Source organism: Flavobacterium aerium, from assembly GCF_030766725.1.
Classification (GTDB): domain Bacteria; phylum Bacteroidota; class Bacteroidia; order Flavobacteriales; family Flavobacteriaceae; genus Flavobacterium; species Flavobacterium aerium.
The window spans coordinates 255,659-273,957 of the sequence record NZ_JARQWR010000005.1 but is presented as its reverse complement, the minus strand read 5'-3'; the positions used below and the strand labels follow the sequence as shown (position 1 = coordinate 273,957).

The following is an 18,299-nucleotide window of genomic DNA, read 5'->3' as shown; positions in this document are numbered from 1 at the left end:
CTCTATTTTGGCAATTAATTATTTTATACCAACTATGACATCACCTAAAAGATACCTCATTTTATTACAAATAATCTGCCTACTATTCTATACACAAACAAAAGCTCAAGATGATTTTGGAGGAAATCCATCTCATTTAAACTGGCAAGTACTTACTTCTCCCGCAGCCAATATTATATTTCCACAAGGCTTAGAAGCTAAAGCAGCTCGAATCAGTAATATTATTAATACTGTACAGGAAAATAATAGTCAAAGTGTAGGAGATCGCTTTAAAAAAATTAATATCGTCTTACAAAACCAAAATGTAAATGCCAATGGCTATGTAGGATTAGCTCCTTTTTGCAGTAAGTTCTTCACTACTCCACCTGAGGATATGAATCGACTAGGTACCTTAAACTGGTTAGATAACCTATCGCTGCACGAATACCGCCACGTTTTACAATATGTAAATGCCAATAGAGGTTTGACTAAAATATTTGACGTACTTCAAGGAGAATCTGGTTGGGCTGTACTCTCTCATTTGAGTATTCCAAATTGGTACTTTGAAGGAGATGCTGTAATGACCGAAACCATGTTATCGAATGCTGGTCGCGGGAGAACTCCTTCTTTTACAGTAGAACAAAGAGCTTTGGTTCAAGCGGGAATTAACTACCCTTATATGAAAGCTCGAAATGGTTCTTATAAAGATATCGTTCCCAGTCATTATCCATTAGGATACATGATGCTTTCCCAATTACAAACTGAAAAAACGGACACCTTAAACAAAAAAATTCTAGCCGACGCAGGTCGATATAAAGCTGGATTTTATCCTTTTAGTAGTGCTTTGGAAAAATATACTGGATACAGAGCACCTTCTCTGTATACTGCTTCTTGGAAAGCATTTCAACAGAAATGGAGCAGTCACCTCAATAAAACACAATTAACCTCAACAAGCGTTATTACGCCAAAACAAAAAGAAACTGTTACCAATTATTACTTTCCTCAATTTGATACCAAAGGTTCAATTATAGCTTTAAAAAATGACTACAAAAGAACTGAAGCAATCTACAGAATAACAGAAAATGGTGAAGAAAAGATTACCACAATGGGTTACAATCTTGGACAATATCTTTTCTATAATAATGAGAAATTAGTATGGACAGAATTGAGTCAACATCCTAGACGTACCAATATCTCCTACTCTGATATTTATTTCTATGATATTTCAAAACAAGAGAAAAGAAAAATCACTACAAAAGGAAAATATTTCTCTCCTGTTATTTCAAGTGATGGAAGAACAATCATTGCAATTCATATCGACGAATTACAACAGCATACCCTACAATCTATTACAACTGAATCTGGAGCAACTCAAATTCTTTTACGTTTTGACAATGACGAATTTATCTCGCGATCTACAATCGCTACAGATAATAATGCGGTCGTTTATATTTTCAAAAAAAACAACCAAATTGCACTTTACAAATACAATCTGACAGATCAAACGAATACCCAACTAACTCCTTGGACGGCTCATGTTATTGATGACCCACGCGTTCATGAAAATTATGTGTATTATACAGCTGGTTTCAGTGGAATTGACAATTTATATAGAACACCACTCAATGGTTCACAATCTGTAGAACAGCTCACTTCTGTTCCTGTAGGCGCTTACCAACCCGCACTTAGTACAGATGGTAAAAAGTTACTCTTCACAGAATTTACCGAAAAAGGATATATTATTTCTGAGATGAGTATGGAAAATAAAATAACAGACAATAAAGCTTCCATTGTAATCGAAGAACCCAATACCATGGCTATTTTTGGCAATCCTGGCTTTACTAAAAAAGGCAATATATTGGACAAGGTGCCTACAAATGAATATCCTATTAAATCCTACAATGGCCTTTTCAAAGGTTTGCGTTTCCATAGTTGGAATATTGCTCCCGACCTATCTACACCTACATTATCATTACAAATGAATAATTATCTCAATGATGTTAGTGTGATTTTGAATGGTGGTTATAATAATAATGAAAATGGAGTTTTTTACAATGGAAAACTATCCATTGCCCGATGGTATCCGGTCATTACATTAAACACTGCTCAAAGGGAACATTCTGCTTACTACCAGTCGAGTGCTACAAATATCCGAACACTCTATTTCAATGAAACCAGTTTTGGTGCATCGGTAGCCTTACCGTATCATTGGATAAAAGACAATTTCTCTACTCAATTTTCTATTGCTTTAGGAGCAGATCATCATATCCTAACCAAAAGAAGAACACGCGTACAGGATTATGCTACTTCAAATTTGAATACTTTTGATGCTATCATTCAGTTCTCTTCTCTAAAAAGAATTGCAAGACAAAATATGGGTTCCCGATTGGGGATTAGTGGTCGTTTCGAATATTATAGAAATATAAGCAATGCCGAAAATGAAAAAATAAAAATGCTTGGTGCTGTTTATCTTCCAGGTATTGGTGCTAATCACAACTTAAAATTAGGAGTGGGATACCAAAAGGAATTATTAACCAATGAGTTTCAATTTTCTGATAATTTCAATTACCCAAGAGGATATGAAACTCCTGTTAATGATCAATTCACTAAATTTTCTGCCGATTATGCCTTTCCTTTGTTCTATCCAGATTGGGGGTTTGGTGGAATCACATACATCAAGCGTATTAGTGCAAACTTATTTTATGATCTAGGAAAAGCAACCTTAAAAGGATTTGACAGAAGTACTACCTATCAATCTGTGGGTGTTGAGTTAACTTTTGATACTACATTCTTTAATGCAGCTCCTATTAGCATTGGTTTTAGAGGTTCTTATTTATTAAATGAAGATCCGTTTAATCTTAATACTACCTTTGTTCCTTCTATTTTCTTAGCCGCTGGATTTTAAAAAATTATTACAAATACAATGAATACTACAATAAGCAATGAATTTCTTTCAGTAACTATAAATGATTTAGGTGCTGAATTAATTTCTATAAAAGATACAAACAACAAGGAATATATGTGGAATGCGGATCCAAAATTTTGGAACAAAAATTCACCGATACTATTCCCTATCATTGGCTCTATAAAGAATGATACTTATATCTACAATGACAATCAATATCATTTAGACCGACATGGTTTTGCCCGAGATTCTATTTTTAAAATTATAAAAACAAGCGAAAATAGTATTTGCTTTTCCCTTTCAAATTCTGCTACTACTTTAGTACTTTACCCTTTCGCTTTTGAACTGCGAATTACCTATACATTGATTGAAAAAAGTATTGAAGTAAGTTACCATGTAAAAAACAAGAGTGAAAATCGTATGCCTTTTTCAATTGGAGCACATCCTGCCTTTGCATTACCCAATGCTTTTACCGACTATGCTATTGAATTTGAAAAAGAGGAACCATTAATCAGTCATATCTTAAAAGATGGGCTACTAACACACGAAACGGAAGGCATTGCTACAATAGATCGAAAATTACCGTTATCCTATTCTTTACTCAAGAATGATACTTTAATATTCAAAGATTTAAAATCAAAACAGGTAACGCTACTCGATCATTCTACTCCTCTATTAAGAGTACATTTTGATGGTTTTACTACATTAGGAATTTGGACACAAATCAATGCACCTTATATTTGTATTGAACCTTGGTATGGACATGCTGATCGACATACTGCTACGGGTGATTTATTTGATAAAGAAGGAATTATTGCCTTAGATCCAAAAGAAGATTTTAAAACTTCGTACACTATTGAACTTTGTTAAACAAGATTGTATCTTTAGAAAAAAATTAAATGAAACGTATTACTGTATTTTGCGCCTCTAGTTTTGGCATTTCAGATATTTATAAAACACACGCTATTGAATTAGGAAAGGCATTGGCCAAAAACGATATTGAATTAGTATATGGCGGTGCAAATATTGGATTAATGGGAGCTGTTGCAGACAGTGTTCTAAATTCTGGTGGAAAAGTACTGGGTGTATTACCTCATTTCCTAAAAAATAAAGAAATTGCTCATGAGAATCTTACTGAACTATTTTTAGTAGACAGTATGCATGAGCGTAAAACCAAAATGAATGAACTCTGTGATGGCGTCATTGCATTGCCAGGTGGATTTGGTACTTTAGAAGAACTTTTTGAAATGCTTACTTGGGCACAATTAGGCCTACATAAAAAACCTATTGGTATCTTAAACACCAATGGTTACTATGATTACCTCATCGCCTTTATAGAGCATATGACTGGACAAGGTTTATTAAAAGAAGCCAACCAAAAGATGCTATTAGTCAGTGATTCTATTAATGATTTACTGGATCAAATGAGACGATATGATCCACCTACTGTTGGCAAATGGATTACAAATACTACAACGTAAGACTTTAATAAAAAAAGCCCTCAAATCAATTTGAGGGCTTTTAATTTATAATTAATTTGTTACTTATTGAACTGCTAATGATGCATTCACATTACCGTATCCAAAATTGGCATTTTTATTTGGATAAAAATTACCAGATTGTTTCATTTTGTTCAATACCTGATCTCTTGTCCATGAAGGATTTTTCGACCATACTAGTGCTGCTATTCCCGCTGTTGTAGCTGTAGCTACAGAAGAGCCACCTACATATGAACTTTCATTGTTATAGTATCCTAATACTGGTATAGTACTTAATGTTCCTGCACGTTCCATAACGACAGTAAAGTCGATTTTACCCCCTTTATGACAAACATCACATTCTTGGTGTGTTGCAGACTCCTTCACTCCTGTTACTGCTACTACTTCTGCCATAGAAGCTGGGAAAATTACTCCAACAAAATTGGTGAAACTTGTAGATGTTCCACCTGCTCCAAAAATCAATTTTCCTTTACTATAAGCATATTTTATTCCATCTTCAATTCTTCCTACAGAAAAAATATGCCCCATAGACATTGAAATAATTTTTACATTCGCATTATTTCCTAAAGCTGTAAATGCCTTTTCTACTCCTTTTTGCTCATGATATCCTTCTAGAATGACATTTGAAGCGGCTCTATACACAATAAGATTTGCATTATAAGCAACTCCAACTGGTTGACCATTATCATTCCTTGGCGCTGTTGCAACCGCTGACATACTTGTACCATGACCACACTTATCATTAGATCCATCCGTAGTACTAGACCAAGGCCAAATCGAATCTACATATACTCCATACTTTTGAATTGTTCTTCCAGAAGATTGTCCATTATTAAAATTACTGCCTAATAATGTTTGGCTATCAGAAACACCTGTATCTACAATTCCAATCGTTACACCTCTACCTGTACTTGTACTCCATGCTGTGGGTATATTGTGTTTATAAAAATTCCAAGGCACTCTTGCATTGGGTGTAACTGTAGTATAATCTGCTGAGGATATTGCCTCACCATCAAACCCACATCCCGAACTAGAACCTGAACTCGAGGATTTAGATATATTTCCTTTTGCATCAAAATATCTGTAATCTGCTGGTTCTATGTAACGGATTCCTTTCAATTGTCTCAATTGATTAATGGTTTCAATTTTCGTTACAACCACATCAATGATTGTCAAATAATCATCTTGACCCACTAGGGTTTTTTCTGTAGAAATCCCTTCTGAATCTGCAATTAATTGTAGTAATTCTCTTTGTTGATTAGCGCTTCCTGATAATTTTGAGCGATCAAAATCATTCGCACTACTTCCAAAACCAATTGTAAGTATATTTTGACCTCGAACTACCGCACTCCAAAGCATATGATTTGAAGCTTCATTCCAATTAAATGTGCCTTTGGTTTGAATAGATTCATCAATTTTAGCATTGATTTCTACAGCTGTTAGGGGGTCTTTCGGTGATTCTGGTGGATTCCCATTAGGAATAGAATCGTTAAATCCTTCTTTAGAGCAAGAAGTAAGCAATATTAAAGTTAAAATAACTAGATTAAAATAGATTTTCTTCATAATTAGATGCTTTTAAATTAATAATGTTTCTAATATACTAAATTAACACTTGCAAGCGTTCCTTTATTATTATTTTTACATAAAAACAACTTAAACCCAACATGAAGAAAATATTTTTTCTGACTCTTTTTTTTACAATTGGATTCACGCAAGCACAGACTTATGTTAAACTGAATGGATTATCAACTGTAGTTGGTCTCCCAAATGCAGGTTTTGAAACCAGTATTGGTAAAAAAATGACTTTTCAGTTGGATGCAGTAACTTCCGTTTGGAAATCCCGAAACGGCGCTCCTTTTCAGTTATTGATTGTAATTCCTGAGGTCCGTTATCATTTTAATGAAAAATATAATGGTTTTTATGTGGGTGCCCATGTAGGTGGTGGTGCTTTTAGATTACAAAAATGGAATTATAACAATACCAATAAATATCAAAAAGGCTACAACTACTATGTTGGAGCAACTATTGGTTACCAATGGAAACTAAGTGATAAATGGCTTCTTGATGCTTTTGTAGGAGGTGGAACACAACAAGGTGCTTACAAAGGTTATTACATTGGAACAGATGAGCGTTATGAAACTGCTAAAAATTATAATAAAAGTGGGGAATGGTTACCGTATAGAGGTGGTTTAATGATTGCTTATAAAATTGATTAAATAGCTCCTTATTATTCTAAAATAAAGCTTTTCTTCTTTCCGATTACTTTTAAATTCTGTTATATTTGATGGTATTAACATGCGATCATAAATAACATGAATGAACTTCAGAAACAATTTCAAGAAATAAAAGAACATCTTCAGTTTGAAGATTATACTTTACTAACTAAAAGGATTATTGATCTTACTTTAGATACTGAAGATTTATTTTTCTATAAAAAAACCAATGAGCTTTTAATTTGGTTGGATAACAATCCTACTGCTTCCGAAGATAAAAAAACTAAATTTTCTCTTCTTTTGGAAGAGTTGTATGCTGATCTAGCCCCAAAATTCAAAGTTCAAAATCAATTATTAGTTCGCACTGAACAATTGAAAAAACAATACTCTAGTTCTCAATTTGCTTTAGGTCCTATTAATTTGAATATTCACCAAGGTGAAATCATCGGTTTAGTAGGTGAAAATGGTAATGGAAAAACAACCTTACTCCGTTTACTTTGTGGAGAATTATATGCTTCTAGCGGATCAATTCAATTCAATTTCGACTATAGTGATTTGTATGATTTACGTACCAAATTAGTTTATATTCCTCAACGTACCGCAACCTGGCAAGGTTCTATGTTTGAAAATCTTCAATTTACAGCAGCTAGTTACGGTTATAAACCCGAAGAAAATGAAGTTGTTGTAGAACTAACTATAGCGCGTCTTGGACTACGAAAATTCAGGAATCATGGATGGAAAGATTTATCTTCTGGTTATAAAATGCGTTTCGAATTAGCCCGAATGTTATTGCGAAAACCAAAAATATTATTAATTGATGAGCCTTTGGCCAATCTTGATATTCTAGCACAGCAAACGGTTTTAGAAGATTTCCGCGCTATTGCAAAATCGCCATTCAGACCCATTGGGATTATTCTAAGTTCACAACAGTTATATGAAGTTGAAAAAGCTTCGGATCAGGTTATTTTCTTAAAAAATGGTGAACAAAAAAATCTACATCATAAGAACGTACCTGAAGGTACTGTAGTGGAAGACAAACATTTAATCATCGAATTTGAAAGTGAATGGACACAAACACAATTGAATACCCTATTCGGTAACCATCAACTTATTAGTTTACAATTTAATGGAGGTACTTATATTGCTACTTTTCCAACTGCTGTAACTCAATTTGATTTCTTGAATATTATAATCAGTAATCAGATACCGCTGCATTATTTCCGTAATATTTCTAATTCATCCAGACGATTTTTCGTATCCTAATCCATATTATTATGTTTCAAAAAATTCAACGCTATTTATTAATCAATCATCCGCTCCTGTGGAACACTAAGATTGTACCTACAGTAGCTATTCTAATACTTTTCCATATTTGTTTTTTTGCAATAGGGTATGTTGGCGAAAATATAAATTTTTCTGAGTATAATTATTATTATAGTTCCAATTTCATCGATAATGGAATTATCGTTTTCATTAGTATTCTAATATCTGTATTGACTTTTATTGTATGGATGGTTCTCTATTGCAGGAATAATGCATTCAAATCCTTTTATCCCAAAAAGAGTAATGCTTTGTTTAAAGAGTGGTGTATTATTTTAATCATTTGTTTACTGAACTGTACTTATACTGTATCTTATTTTTATGGTATTAATCTTAAAATAAAAAGCTATTACTCCGAAGAAGTTGTTATGGAACGTGCTAACATTATATCGATGGCTTCCCTTTTTGTTACAGATCAATATTATAACATGAATGAAATTCGATCTAAAAATGACACGGTTAAATATCAAGGAAAGATATACAGCATCAATTCACTCATTAATCAGAGAATGTACAATAGTTTAGATTCGTACACACATTCTAATAATGAAATTCGAGTGAAAAACTGGTTAGTAAATAACCAAAAAGACAGCGTCGTATGGGTTATGAAAGAGTTCATTAAAATTGCTGACGTTCACCAATTAAAAGCAAATATTACTGCAGAAAAATGGTCTGATCTAGTTTATCATGCTCCGGAATTTACAGAATATGAAACTATCAGCCGAATTAAAAAAGAGCTGTATAGTAATAATAATATAGAAAACAAATATTATGTTCCCTTCAATTCGTTAGAACGTACATACAGTAAGTTATCCCAAGCATGGAGTGATCCTTTCATGGATTTATTTGCTTTGAATTTTATATTATATGTCACTATTATAAGTTCTTTCCTTGTGTTTTCTTTCAAAACGACCTCTGGAAGAAGTTGGCTTATTGCTTTTGTCGCTCTCAATGTAGTAGGAATTATTACTGGAATATTTGCTGCAATTTTCAATTCTATTATTACATATTCTATTATCTGGATCATCATAATCATTCTACTTTTCCTTTACTACGTTTCTGTTTGTATTCAAAAAAACGGAAAACGAAAGTCAGATATTATTTTGAATATTGTGCTTTGGTTACTCCCAATATTACCTCTTATAGTTTATGGGCTTCTCCTAGAGTTTACCAAAGATTACTATTATGCCCAAAGAAAATTAGAAGTTATTCAAAGTGGCATTACATCTATTGAAGTTCCTTACAACTATAGCACACATAATTGGTTACAAGATAATTTTCAATTATTCTTATATATTAATAGTGTCTTTATCATCCTTTACATGTTCTTTTTCTCTAAAATGATTCAGAAATGGAAAGGAATCCCAGAAGCATAAAAAACAAAAAAGCAGAAAAAATATTTTTCTGCTTTTTTTATATCGATATTATTTTGAAATTTTAGGTAAGGTTTTAATATAAAGCTCTTCCACTTCTTTCCGAGCCCAAGGAGTTTTACGGAGAAAAGTAAGACTGGATTTAATACTTGGATTTTCATTAAAGCATCGAATCTTTACAATTTCACCTAAGGTATCCCATTGATAATAGGCAACCAAATGCTCTAAAATTTGTTGAAGTGTTACTCCGTGTAGTGGATTATTGGCTTGAGTATTTTGCATCGCACAAAATTAAACTTTATTTCTCTAAAAAAGAATTAAATCCAATCGTTCCTAGGTTTTCTTCAAACTCTTCATCGTTATAAAAGCAATATCTTCTGTTACCTGTGTGGGTGAATTGCAATCACAATTAGTCATCCCGACAACATAAATACCTTCACTTGGAATGTAAACTCCCATTGTTTTAAAGCCAAATACACTTCCACCATGTTCTCTTACCGGAATCCCATTAATTTCTTTTAAATGCCATCCATATCCATAAGTAAATTCCTCTCCATTATTCAATTTGTATTTTGTAAATGCCTTTTTTAACGTTTTAGCCTCCAGCAAGAGATTTTGGTTTAAAGCATTTTGCCATTTTAGCATATCACCTACAGTAGACATTAATGAGCCTGATGAAAAAGGAACAGTAAAACTAATTCTTGTTTTGTTGACATATCCAGACTCTTTCTTTTGATAACCATAGGCTCGTTTTTTCACAATTGCGACATCACTAGCATATCGCGAATGACTCATTCCTATCTTTTCGAAAATGTTTTTATTAATATATTCTTCGTAGGTTGTCCCAGAAACTAACTCTATTATATAACCCAAGACTACATAACCTGAATTATTGTATTCAAATCGTTCTCCAGGTGTAAAATCAACAGGTTCATTTTTAAAAAAATCTACCATATCTTTTGGAGACAAATCCTTTTGGGCTATTTCTCGAAGCCCTTTCATTTTAGTAAAATCTTTAATCCCCGAAGTATGAGTCAATAAATGATGTATTGTGATCTTATCTCCAGCAGGATAATCAGGTATGTATTTGGAAATAGGATCTGTGACCTTTAACTTCCCCTGTTCTTCCAACATCAGTGTAGCGATCGCGGTAAATTGCTTTGTTATTGACCCAAGTTGAAATACATTTTCAGGTGACAAATCACTCTCTAGTTCTATGTTCGATTTGCCATATGCTTTTTCGTAAATTATTTTCCCTTCTTTGGCTACTAAAAACGCACCTCCTGGTCCATTTTTATCCTTAAAGACATTGAGCAGTAAACTATCAATTTTTGATTCTAAATTTTGCGCATGAGCAACATTTAATGGATTGCTCAAAATCATATAGAAAGCCAAAAACAGACCACTTTGGTTCAAATATTTAACAGCAGAAAAGGGAAATATATATTTCCCTAATTCTTTACTTAATCGTTTAAATTTCATTCTTTTGATTGATGATTGACTGATGATTATCAATTATTTATCTAGGTTTTTAGTCAATTTAAAACCTATAAACAATGCAGCTCCTGCCATAGTGAAAATGATTGCTGGATACACTGCATTTGCATCTAATGATGTATAGGTAGTCAATAACAAGGCTACAAAAACCCCTATTCCTATACCCATTAGTAAAAGCGACAGATTTAAAAGAATAACCCTGTAAAAGAAGCTACTTCTTTGACGATTACTTGTAAAAATTGTTGCATCAGCTCCTTTTTCGATAAGGGCTAAACGTTCTCTGTTTCTCGTAGATACATAAAGATAAAAAATACCGAAAATGCATAGAAACAGACTTATTGGAACTAAAATACCTTCATTCATGGCTTTATTGTTTAAGTTAGTTAATGTATTCAGAACCTATGACGACAGACTTTTTAGTTTGGTTACATCCATCAATAAAATATTTTATTTTAGCAACCTGTAACCAAATCCATTTTCTTGTCGTCCTATAGACTATACACGGGATACACGACTTACAACCATATGAATAATATCGACGACCAACATTATATCAATCAAATAATTGCAGGAAACTCAAATGAGTTTCCTGTATTGGTTAATCGGTACAAGGATTTAGTATTTACCTTGGCTTATAAAATGGTTAAAAATAGAGAACTCGCCGAAGAAATATCGCAAGATGCTTTTATAAAAACATATAAGTCGCTCCATTTATTTAAAGGAGAATCTAAATTCTCTACTTGGATTTACAAAGTCACTTATAATACCTGTTTGGATTATTTAAAAAAAGGAAAAAAAGAAAATACTGTTGTTTACATTGATGATTACAGGGAACATCAGGGAAAAACCACTGACAACTTTCTGAATGATCTTGATGAAAACGAAAGAAATCAAAAAATTCAGGACTGTTTGCATTTACTCCCCAGTGATGAAGCATTTTTGATGGTTTTATATTATTTTGATGATTTATCCCTTGGAGAGATTGCAAAGATTGTGGATATTAATGCCAATAATATTAAAATCAAACTTTTTAGAACTAGAAAAAAACTAGCTTCCATTTTAAGGGAGCGATTAGGACCCGAAATAATAGAATATTATGAAAGAGAACGAGGATAAACAACTGGAAAAATTAGTCGATCAGATCATGAAGAGCACTACATTAGAATCTCCTTCATTTGATTTTACTTCAAAAGTAATGTCGCAGGCATTGGCACTCAAAACCAATAATGCAACGGTATATAAACCTTTGATTTCAAAACCCATTCTTATTGGAATCTTGGGAAGTTTTATTGCGTTGATTATTTATCTCTTTACAACTACAAAACCACTAGCGGATAGTTCGTTTTCAGGTATAGATTTCAACCTTGTTAGTGCTCCTATTGTATCATCGATTTTTAAATTTTCTGAAATAACAATTTATACAACGGTATTTGCAACCATTGCGCTATTTGTACAAATTTATTTCTTTAAAAAGCAATTTGAAAAACAACTTGAATAATAAAATAGCTACTATAACTGATCTAGTTTAAACAAGAAATGGATACAACAAAAGTTATATCTATTCCCCTATTTTGATATATTTATCCTTAATTTGCAGGTAAATTAACCAAAGTTAGAAGCATACAATCGCACCCAAGATAACTTACGGGCTCATAAATCACTTTTATAAGCACTGTTTAAATTTATCCATTTTAATACCATGAAAAAATTATTAGTACTAATCGTTATGCTATCGTTTATTCCCATGCATTCACAACAAAATGAAACAACTGTAATTTATCTTATTCGCCATGCAGAAAAAGCAGATCAAAACTACAATACTAACTTATCTGAAGCAGGCAAAATACGGGCTCAAAGTTGGGCCACAATTTTAAAGAGTGTTCCTTTTGATGGTTTCTACAGCACTCCTTACAATAGAACTCAACAAACAATACAACCTACCGCTGATGCTAACAAAAAAGAAATTTCAACCTACAATCCAAAAGATTTTTCTTTAGATCAGGTCATTGAAAAACATTTAGGTAAAAACATATTGGTAGTGGGACATAGTAATACAATACCAAAACTCATCAATCAATTTCTTAAAGAAGATTACTACGTAAACATTGATGAATCTGAATTTGGAAATCTTTACATTATTACGATACAAGGAAAAACGGTTTCTCACCAATTGCTACAACTATAAAAACGAATCGATCTAAAATGTTGTTGTTTTGTCCATTTGTTGTTACATTTGCACCCTTATGATAAAAAAGATTAACATACTTAATAAAAGAGCTCGATTCGATTATGAAATAATTGAAAAATTCACAGCAGGTATTGTTTTATCGGGTACTGAAATCAAATCTATTCGTTTAGGGAAAGCTTCCATTACGGAAAGTTTCTGTGAATTCAGTAACAATGAACTTTTTGCCATTAATATGTATGTTGAAGAATATACATTTGGAAATCAGTTCAATCATAAAGCCCGAAGTGAACGTAAATTACTCTTAAACCGTAGAGAATTAAAAAGCTTACTGAAAAGTGTACAAAATAAAGGTCTTACTATTGTGCCCTTGAAGCTGTTTACTAATGATAAAGGATTAGCAAAATTAGAAATTGCACTTTGTAAAGGAAAGAAAAATTATGATAAGCGTGAATCGATCAAAGAACGTGATGTAAGTCGTGATATTGACCGAATCAAGAAATCATTTTAATACCATAAAAAAAGCCTAATGAATAAAGATCATTAGGCTTTTTTAGTATTCTTAGTTTTTATTTTCTAGCAGTGGAACAAAACGAAACTCTCCAAATTCATGTTTTTCAAACTGCGTTTCATTTTTTCGAATTAAAAGAGTCATAATCTGAGGATCTTCTCCTAATGGAATAACTAATCTACCTCCGATTTTTAATTGGCTCATCAACGGTTTTGGAATAATTGGAGCACCCGCAGTAACAATGATACTATCAAAAGGAGCGTGATTTGGTAATCCTTTATATCCATCTCCAAATGAAAGATGTTTAGGACGAATCCCTAATTTTGGCAACAAAAGTGAAGTCGTTTTAAACAATTCATTTTGTCTTTCCACACTAAATACTTTTGCACCCATCATATAAAGTACAGCGGTCTGATATCCTGACCCAGTTCCTATTTCTAGGACTTTATCGTCTTTCTTAATTTCCAATAATTGACTTTGAAAAGCAACCGTATAAGGTTGTGAAATAGTTTGCCCAGCTCCAATAGGAAATGCCTTATCTAAATAAGCAAAATCTTCAAAGCTAGAGTTCAAAAAAAGATGACGGGGGATTTTTCGGATAGCATCCAGAACATTTTGATCTGTAATTCCCTTTTCTTTTAAAACAGTAGCTAATTGATTGCGAAGTCCTTGGTGTTTTGAAGTGTCTTTCAAGATAATTTTAATTTGATTTGGTAAAAATAAGAAACCTAAACTAATATCCAAGACCCATTTTGGTTAAGGTTTCACCTTTATATTTTACAATTTAAAACAACGTTATTTTGCCATTAATATATTGGTAAATACTCAAATAATAGTATTTTTGTTTAAAATTATTTTTTATGCTTAAAGTAGGAGTATTGGGTGCTGGTCATCTAGGAAAAATTCATTTACGTTTACTAAAACAATCTGAAAAATACGATTTAGTTGGATTTTACGATCCCAATCAAGAAAATGCCTTAAAAGTTGCTCAAGAATTTGGTTATACAAATTTTAGCTCAATTTCTGAATTAATAGAAGCTGTAGATGTTGTAGATATCGTCACTCCTACCCTTTCTCACTATGAATGTGCTAAAGAGGCGATTAAAGCAGGTAAGCACGTTTTTCTGGAAAAACCAATTTCAAATACAGTAGCCGAAGCAGAAGAAATTATTGCTTTAGCCAAACAATATAACGTTAAAGGGCAAGTAGGTCATGTGGAACGTTTTAATCCTGCCTTCAAAGCAACTAAGGATATGATCGAAAATCCAATGTTTATTGAAACGCATCGTTTAGCTGAATTTAATCCTCGTGGTACAGATGTTCCTGTAGTATTGGATTTAATGATCCATGACATTGATGCTATCCTTAGTGTGGTAAATTCAAAAGTAAAGAGTATTAATGCTAGTGGTGTTTCTGTAATCAGCGACACTCCTGATATTGCCAATGCTCGAATTGAATTTGAAAACGGTTGTGTGGCTAACTTAACCTCTAGTCGTATTTCCTTAAAGAATATGCGTAAATCCCGTTTCTTTCAACGCGATGCTTACATCTCTGTAGACTTCTTAGAAAAAATATGCGAGGTTGTAAAAATGAAAGATGCTCCTGAAGTTCCTGGAGATTTTGATATGATTTTGCAAAATGCTGAAGGAGTTAAAAAACAAATTTATTTTGACAACCCTTCTGTTGAGCCAAACAATGCTATTCTGGATGAGCTAGAAAGTTTTGCAGATGCGATAAACAACAATACTACACCTGTAGTAACACTTGAACAGGCAACAGAAGCTTTACGTGTAGCATATCAAATTATTGATTGCTTTAAAAAATAAATACAAGTAGACTTAACTAATCTTTTAATATAATATAAATGAAAAATATAGCTGTTATCGGAGCGGGAACAATGGGAAATGGTATTGCCCATACTTTTGCTCAAAGTGGTTTTAATGTAAAACTTATTGATGTTTCAGAAAAATCATTAGATAAAGGAATGGCTACTATCGCGGGTAATTTAGACCGTATGGTAGCAAAAGGAACCATTACTGAAGCCGATAAAATCAAAACAATTGGTAATATCATTACGTATACAGACATTAAAGATGGTGTTGTAAATGTAGACTTAGTGGTTGAAGCAGCTACTGAAAATGTAATTTTAAAATTAGATATTTTCAAAACCTTAAACGAGGTTTGTGATGAAAATACAATCCTTGCAACCAATACTTCTTCTATCTCTATTACTCAAATTGCAGCAGTAACTAAAAATCCAGAAAGAGTAATTGGAATGCATTTTATGAATCCAGTGCCGATCATGAAATTGGTAGAAATCATAAGAGGATACAATACTTCTGATGAAGTTACTAAAACAATCATGGATTTATCAGTAACTCTTGGAAAAGTACCTGTTGAAGTGAATGATTATCCAGGTTTTGTAGCAAACAGAATCTTAATGCCAATGATTAATGAAGCTATTGAAACATTATACAATGGTGTTGCTGGAGTTTACGAAATTGATACTGTAATGAAATTAGGAATGGGGCACCCAATGGGGCCACTTCAATTAGCTGATTTTATTGGTCTTGATGTATGTTTAGCCATCCTAAATGTAATGTATGATGGTTTCAAAAATCCAAAATATGCTCCATGCCCATTATTAGTAAATATGGTTAGAGCAGGTAAACTTGGTGTGAAATCTGGTGAAGGTTTCTACGATTATTCTGTTTCTAAAAAAGCAGAACAAATCTCAAAACAGTTTATATAATGTTATAAAGTTTCAAAGCGGAAATCAATATTTTCCGCTTTGAAACTTCAACTTACAAAAATGGCAAAAATAATCCCTTTCAAAGCAGTAAGACCTACACGAGACAAAGTAAGCTTAGTAACTTCAAGGTCCTATGAGGATTATACCGCAGCAGAATTAGCCTCTCAATTGGATTTTAATCCAATGTCTTTCTTACACATCCTGAATCCTGCTTATACAAATCAACAAAAGATTGCTTTTGAAAAACGCTATAAGCAAGTACATCAAAAATACCAGGAATTTAAGAATGAACACATTTTAATACAAGATCAAAAACCTTCAGTTTATTTACATCAAATTGTATCCAAAGGACAAATATTTACAGGAATCATTGTAGGTACTAGTATTGAGGATTATAAAAATGAAGTAATCAAAAAACATGAAGATACTCTAGAATTTAGAGTTGAATTATTCAAGGATTACATGAAGTTTGCCGGTTTTAATACAGAACCTGTATTAATGACCTATCCTGACAATATTATAATTCAACAATGGATTGATGAAAAAATTCAAAATCAACCAGAGTATGAATTTTCCAGCACCAATAAAGATGTTCATTATTTATGGAAAATTGATAATGAAGAGGAAATCATAAAATTACAAAGTCAATTTGAACAGATTGGTGATTTATATATTGCTGATGGTCATCATCGTTCTGCCTCCGCCGAAATGCTTTTTGAAGAAAACAGTACTTCTCTAAAAGAAAGTCAAAATTATTTTATGAGTTTCTTAATTGCCGATAGTAATGTAAAAATTTACGAGTACAATCGCTTGATTAAAGACTTGAATGGTCATACCAAAGAATCATTTATTGAAGCTATAAAAGATTTTTTTATTGTAGAAAATAAAGGTCAAGAATTATACCATCCTAAAAAGAAACATGATTTTGCAATGTATCTTGATGGCGAATTTTATGGTTTACAATTGAAACAGGAAAAATGTCATTTTGAAACAATATTGGATCATTTGGATGCTCAAATTTTATATAATAAATTGCTTTTCCCTATATTAGGAATAGAAGATTTACGCAATGATGAACGAATTGAATATGTCCCAGGAAAACAATCTATTCTAACGATTAAGGAAATGGTTGATGATGAAGAGTTTGAAATTGGATTCATGTTATTTCCTTCTACAATATCGGAAATCAAGAATATTGCTGATGAGAATTTGATTATGCCTCCAAAGAGTACCTACATTGAACCCAAATTCCGCAGTGGATTGATTGTTTATGAACTATAATTCAATCTATCACAATTTTTAATTTGTGTTGTGCATTATTTCATCAACATTAAATTCTTTAACCTTATATAAAATTAAAGATGTCTATTCAAGATAACATTAAACAGATTAAACTTCACCTACCAGAACAGGTAACTTTAGTAGCAGTATCCAAAACAAAACCTGTTATGGATATTCAACAAGCTTATGATGCTGGACAGCGTATTTTTGGAGAAAACAAAATCCAAGAAATGGCAGAAAAACAGGCACAAATGCCAAAAGATATTCAATGGCACATGATTGGCCATGTTCAGTCTAATAAAGTGAAATTTATGGCCCCATTTGTTAGTTTAATACATGGTGTAGATAGTTTAAAATTATTACAGGAAATAAACAAACAAGCGTTAAAAAATAATCGCACTATTGATTGTCTTTTACAGATGTATATCGCCGAAGAGGAAAGTAAATTTGGTTTAGATCAAGATGAATTAACCACTTTATTAGAATCTGAGGAGTATAAATCCTTGAACAATATAAGAATTGTCGGTCTAATGGGAATGGCCACTTTTACAGATAACAAAGTCCAAATAAAAAAGGAATTTACACAACTAAAATCAATTTTTGATACGACAAAAATGAACTATTTCACCGCAACGAACACATCATTTTCTACCCTTTCAATGGGAATGAGTGGGGATTACCAACTTGCAATTGAAGCAGGTAGTACAATGGTTCGAATAGGAAGTAGTATCTTTGGTACGCGATAATTAATTATTTACATTTTTTAAACATTAGCAATACTATA

Annotated in this window: 19 protein-coding genes; 14 read left to right on the top strand and 5 right to left on the bottom strand. The window is 32.4% G+C overall.

Going from position 1 to position 18,299, the window contains the following annotated elements; translation table 11 throughout:
• Positions 1-34: 34 nt before the first annotated feature.
• Genes P6733_RS09015 through P6733_RS09005 form a run of 3 tightly spaced genes read left to right on the top strand, consistent with a single transcriptional unit; the run spans position 35 to position 4,365 of the window.
• Positions 35-2,884 (top strand): TolB-like translocation protein, encoded by a 2,850-nt coding sequence (locus P6733_RS09015; protein ID WP_306352529.1) that lies wholly within the window; start codon positions 35-37, stop codon positions 2,882-2,884.
• Positions 2,885-2,902: 18 nt separating this feature from the next.
• Positions 2,903-3,754, top strand: a complete 852-nt coding sequence (locus P6733_RS09010; RefSeq protein WP_306352528.1) for an aldose 1-epimerase family protein — start codon at positions 2,903-2,905, stop codon at positions 3,752-3,754.
• Positions 3,755-3,783: 29 nt separating this feature from the next.
• Entirely contained in the window at positions 3,784-4,365 is a 582-nt protein-coding gene (locus P6733_RS09005) for an LOG family protein (protein ID WP_306352527.1), read from the top strand.
• A 63-nt stretch (positions 4,366-4,428) separates the two neighbouring features.
• Here P6733_RS09005 and P6733_RS09000 read toward each other — a convergent pair whose 3' ends face one another.
• Positions 4,429-5,946 (bottom strand): S8 family peptidase, encoded by a 1,518-nt coding sequence (locus tag P6733_RS09000; RefSeq protein WP_306352526.1) that lies wholly within the window; start codon positions 5,944-5,946, stop codon positions 4,429-4,431.
• 101 nt (positions 5,947-6,047) lie between these two features.
• Here P6733_RS09000 and P6733_RS08995 point away from each other — a divergent pair, with 101 nt between their 5' ends.
• From P6733_RS08995 to P6733_RS08985, 3 genes are all read left to right on the top strand, one after another.
• Positions 6,048-6,599: a DUF3575 domain-containing protein gene (locus P6733_RS08995; protein WP_306352525.1), complete on the top strand. Its 552-nt coding sequence runs from the start codon at positions 6,048-6,050 to the stop codon at positions 6,597-6,599.
• Between the two features lie 96 nt (positions 6,600-6,695).
• A complete protein-coding gene (locus P6733_RS08990; RefSeq protein ID WP_306352524.1) occupies positions 6,696-7,859 on the top strand; it encodes an ABC transporter ATP-binding protein in 1,164 nt (387 codons plus the stop codon).
• An 11-nt stretch (positions 7,860-7,870) separates the two neighbouring features.
• Positions 7,871-9,292, top strand: a complete 1,422-nt coding sequence (locus P6733_RS08985) for a hypothetical protein (RefSeq protein ID WP_306352523.1) — start codon at positions 7,871-7,873, stop codon at positions 9,290-9,292.
• 48 nt (positions 9,293-9,340) lie between these two features.
• Here P6733_RS08985 and P6733_RS08980 read toward each other — a convergent pair whose 3' ends face one another.
• From P6733_RS08980 to P6733_RS08970, 3 genes are read right to left on the bottom strand one after another with little or no spacing between them, the layout of a single operon-like run.
• Positions 9,341-9,571 carry a VF530 family protein gene (locus P6733_RS08980; protein WP_306352522.1) on the bottom strand — a complete coding sequence of 77 codons (231 nt, stop codon included), beginning with the start codon at positions 9,569-9,571 and terminating at the stop codon, positions 9,341-9,343.
• A 51-nt stretch (positions 9,572-9,622) separates the two neighbouring features.
• Complete coding sequence (locus P6733_RS08975) at positions 9,623-10,771, bottom strand: serine hydrolase domain-containing protein (protein WP_306352521.1); 1,149 nt, start codon at positions 10,769-10,771, stop codon at positions 9,623-9,625.
• 33 nt (positions 10,772-10,804) lie between these two features.
• On the bottom strand, positions 10,805-11,149 hold the full coding sequence (locus P6733_RS08970) for a DUF6249 domain-containing protein (protein WP_306352520.1): 345 nt from the start codon (positions 11,147-11,149) through the stop codon (positions 10,805-10,807).
• A 162-nt stretch (positions 11,150-11,311) separates the two neighbouring features.
• Between P6733_RS08970 and P6733_RS08965 the strand changes: the two genes are divergently transcribed.
• The 4 genes from P6733_RS08965 to smpB all read left to right on the top strand — a co-directional run bounded on the left by P6733_RS08965 (position 11,312) and on the right by smpB (position 13,482).
• Positions 11,312-11,902 carry an RNA polymerase sigma factor gene (locus P6733_RS08965; RefSeq protein WP_306352519.1) on the top strand — a complete coding sequence of 197 codons (591 nt, stop codon included), beginning with the start codon at positions 11,312-11,314 and terminating at the stop codon, positions 11,900-11,902.
• Positions 11,883-12,284, top strand: a complete 402-nt coding sequence (locus P6733_RS08960; protein ID WP_306352518.1) for a hypothetical protein — start codon at positions 11,883-11,885, stop codon at positions 12,282-12,284. Before P6733_RS08965 ends, P6733_RS08960 begins: the two co-directional genes overlap by 20 nt.
• Positions 12,285-12,485: 201 nt before the next feature.
• Positions 12,486-12,971, top strand: a complete 486-nt coding sequence (locus P6733_RS08955; protein ID WP_306352517.1) for a phosphoglycerate mutase family protein — start codon at positions 12,486-12,488, stop codon at positions 12,969-12,971.
• A 58-nt stretch (positions 12,972-13,029) separates the two neighbouring features.
• Positions 13,030-13,482: an SsrA-binding protein SmpB gene (gene smpB, locus P6733_RS08950; protein ID WP_306352516.1), complete on the top strand. Its 453-nt coding sequence runs from the start codon at positions 13,030-13,032 to the stop codon at positions 13,480-13,482.
• A 51-nt stretch (positions 13,483-13,533) separates the two neighbouring features.
• Here the strand turns inward: smpB and P6733_RS08945 are convergent, their stop codons facing one another.
• Positions 13,534-14,175, bottom strand: coding sequence for a protein-L-isoaspartate(D-aspartate) O-methyltransferase (locus P6733_RS08945; RefSeq protein ID WP_306352571.1), 642 nt, complete (start codon positions 14,173-14,175; stop codon positions 13,534-13,536).
• 167 nt (positions 14,176-14,342) lie between these two features.
• Between P6733_RS08945 and P6733_RS08940 the strand changes: the two genes are divergently transcribed.
• The 4 genes from P6733_RS08940 to P6733_RS08925 all read left to right on the top strand — a co-directional run bounded on the left by P6733_RS08940 (position 14,343) and on the right by P6733_RS08925 (position 18,261).
• Positions 14,343-15,308 (top strand): Gfo/Idh/MocA family protein, encoded by a 966-nt coding sequence (locus tag P6733_RS08940; protein WP_306352515.1) that lies wholly within the window; start codon positions 14,343-14,345, stop codon positions 15,306-15,308.
• Positions 15,309-15,346: 38 nt separating this feature from the next.
• Complete coding sequence (locus P6733_RS08935) at positions 15,347-16,234, top strand: 3-hydroxyacyl-CoA dehydrogenase family protein (RefSeq protein WP_306352514.1); 888 nt, start codon at positions 15,347-15,349, stop codon at positions 16,232-16,234.
• A 60-nt stretch (positions 16,235-16,294) separates the two neighbouring features.
• Positions 16,295-17,515, top strand: a complete 1,221-nt coding sequence (locus P6733_RS08930; RefSeq protein ID WP_306352513.1) for a DUF1015 domain-containing protein — start codon at positions 16,295-16,297, stop codon at positions 17,513-17,515.
• Between the two features lie 80 nt (positions 17,516-17,595).
• Complete coding sequence (locus P6733_RS08925; protein ID WP_306352512.1) at positions 17,596-18,261, top strand: YggS family pyridoxal phosphate-dependent enzyme; 666 nt, start codon at positions 17,596-17,598, stop codon at positions 18,259-18,261.
• Positions 18,262-18,299 lie beyond the last annotated feature (38 nt).

Bases quoted from the DNA above. Each gene is read 5' to 3' on its own strand.
- P6733_RS08995 (WP_306352525.1), top strand. From the start codon at position 6,048: ATGAAGAAAATATTTTTTCTGACTCTTTTTTTTACAATTGGATTCACG.
- P6733_RS08975 (WP_306352521.1), bottom strand. From the start codon at position 10,771: ATGAAATTTAAACGATTAAGTAAAGAATTAGGGAAATATATATTTCCC.
- smpB (WP_306352516.1), top strand. From the start codon at position 13,030: ATGATAAAAAAGATTAACATACTTAATAAAAGAGCTCGATTCGATTAT.
- P6733_RS08980 (WP_306352522.1), bottom strand. From the start codon at position 9,571: ATGCAAAATACTCAAGCCAATAATCCACTACACGGAGTAACACTTCAA.
- P6733_RS09015 (WP_306352529.1), top strand. From the start codon at position 35: ATGACATCACCTAAAAGATACCTCATTTTATTACAAATAATCTGCCTA.
- P6733_RS08930 (WP_306352513.1), top strand. From the start codon at position 16,295: ATGGCAAAAATAATCCCTTTCAAAGCAGTAAGACCTACACGAGACAAA.
- P6733_RS08965 (WP_306352519.1), top strand. From the start codon at position 11,312: ATGAATAATATCGACGACCAACATTATATCAATCAAATAATTGCAGGA.
- P6733_RS08940 (WP_306352515.1), top strand. From the start codon at position 14,343: ATGCTTAAAGTAGGAGTATTGGGTGCTGGTCATCTAGGAAAAATTCAT.
- P6733_RS08935 (WP_306352514.1), top strand. From the start codon at position 15,347: ATGAAAAATATAGCTGTTATCGGAGCGGGAACAATGGGAAATGGTATT.
- P6733_RS08985 (WP_306352523.1), top strand. From the start codon at position 7,871: ATGTTTCAAAAAATTCAACGCTATTTATTAATCAATCATCCGCTCCTG.
- P6733_RS08925 (WP_306352512.1), top strand. From the start codon at position 17,596: ATGTCTATTCAAGATAACATTAAACAGATTAAACTTCACCTACCAGAA.
- P6733_RS08960 (WP_306352518.1), top strand. From the start codon at position 11,883: ATGAAAGAGAACGAGGATAAACAACTGGAAAAATTAGTCGATCAGATC.
- P6733_RS08955 (WP_306352517.1), top strand. From the start codon at position 12,486: ATGAAAAAATTATTAGTACTAATCGTTATGCTATCGTTTATTCCCATG.
- P6733_RS09010 (WP_306352528.1), top strand. From the start codon at position 2,903: ATGAATACTACAATAAGCAATGAATTTCTTTCAGTAACTATAAATGAT.
- P6733_RS08990 (WP_306352524.1), top strand. From the start codon at position 6,696: ATGAATGAACTTCAGAAACAATTTCAAGAAATAAAAGAACATCTTCAG.
- P6733_RS09005 (WP_306352527.1), top strand. From the start codon at position 3,784: ATGAAACGTATTACTGTATTTTGCGCCTCTAGTTTTGGCATTTCAGAT.
- P6733_RS08970 (WP_306352520.1), bottom strand. From the start codon at position 11,149: ATGAATGAAGGTATTTTAGTTCCAATAAGTCTGTTTCTATGCATTTTC.
- P6733_RS09000 (WP_306352526.1), bottom strand. From the start codon at position 5,946: ATGAAGAAAATCTATTTTAATCTAGTTATTTTAACTTTAATATTGCTT.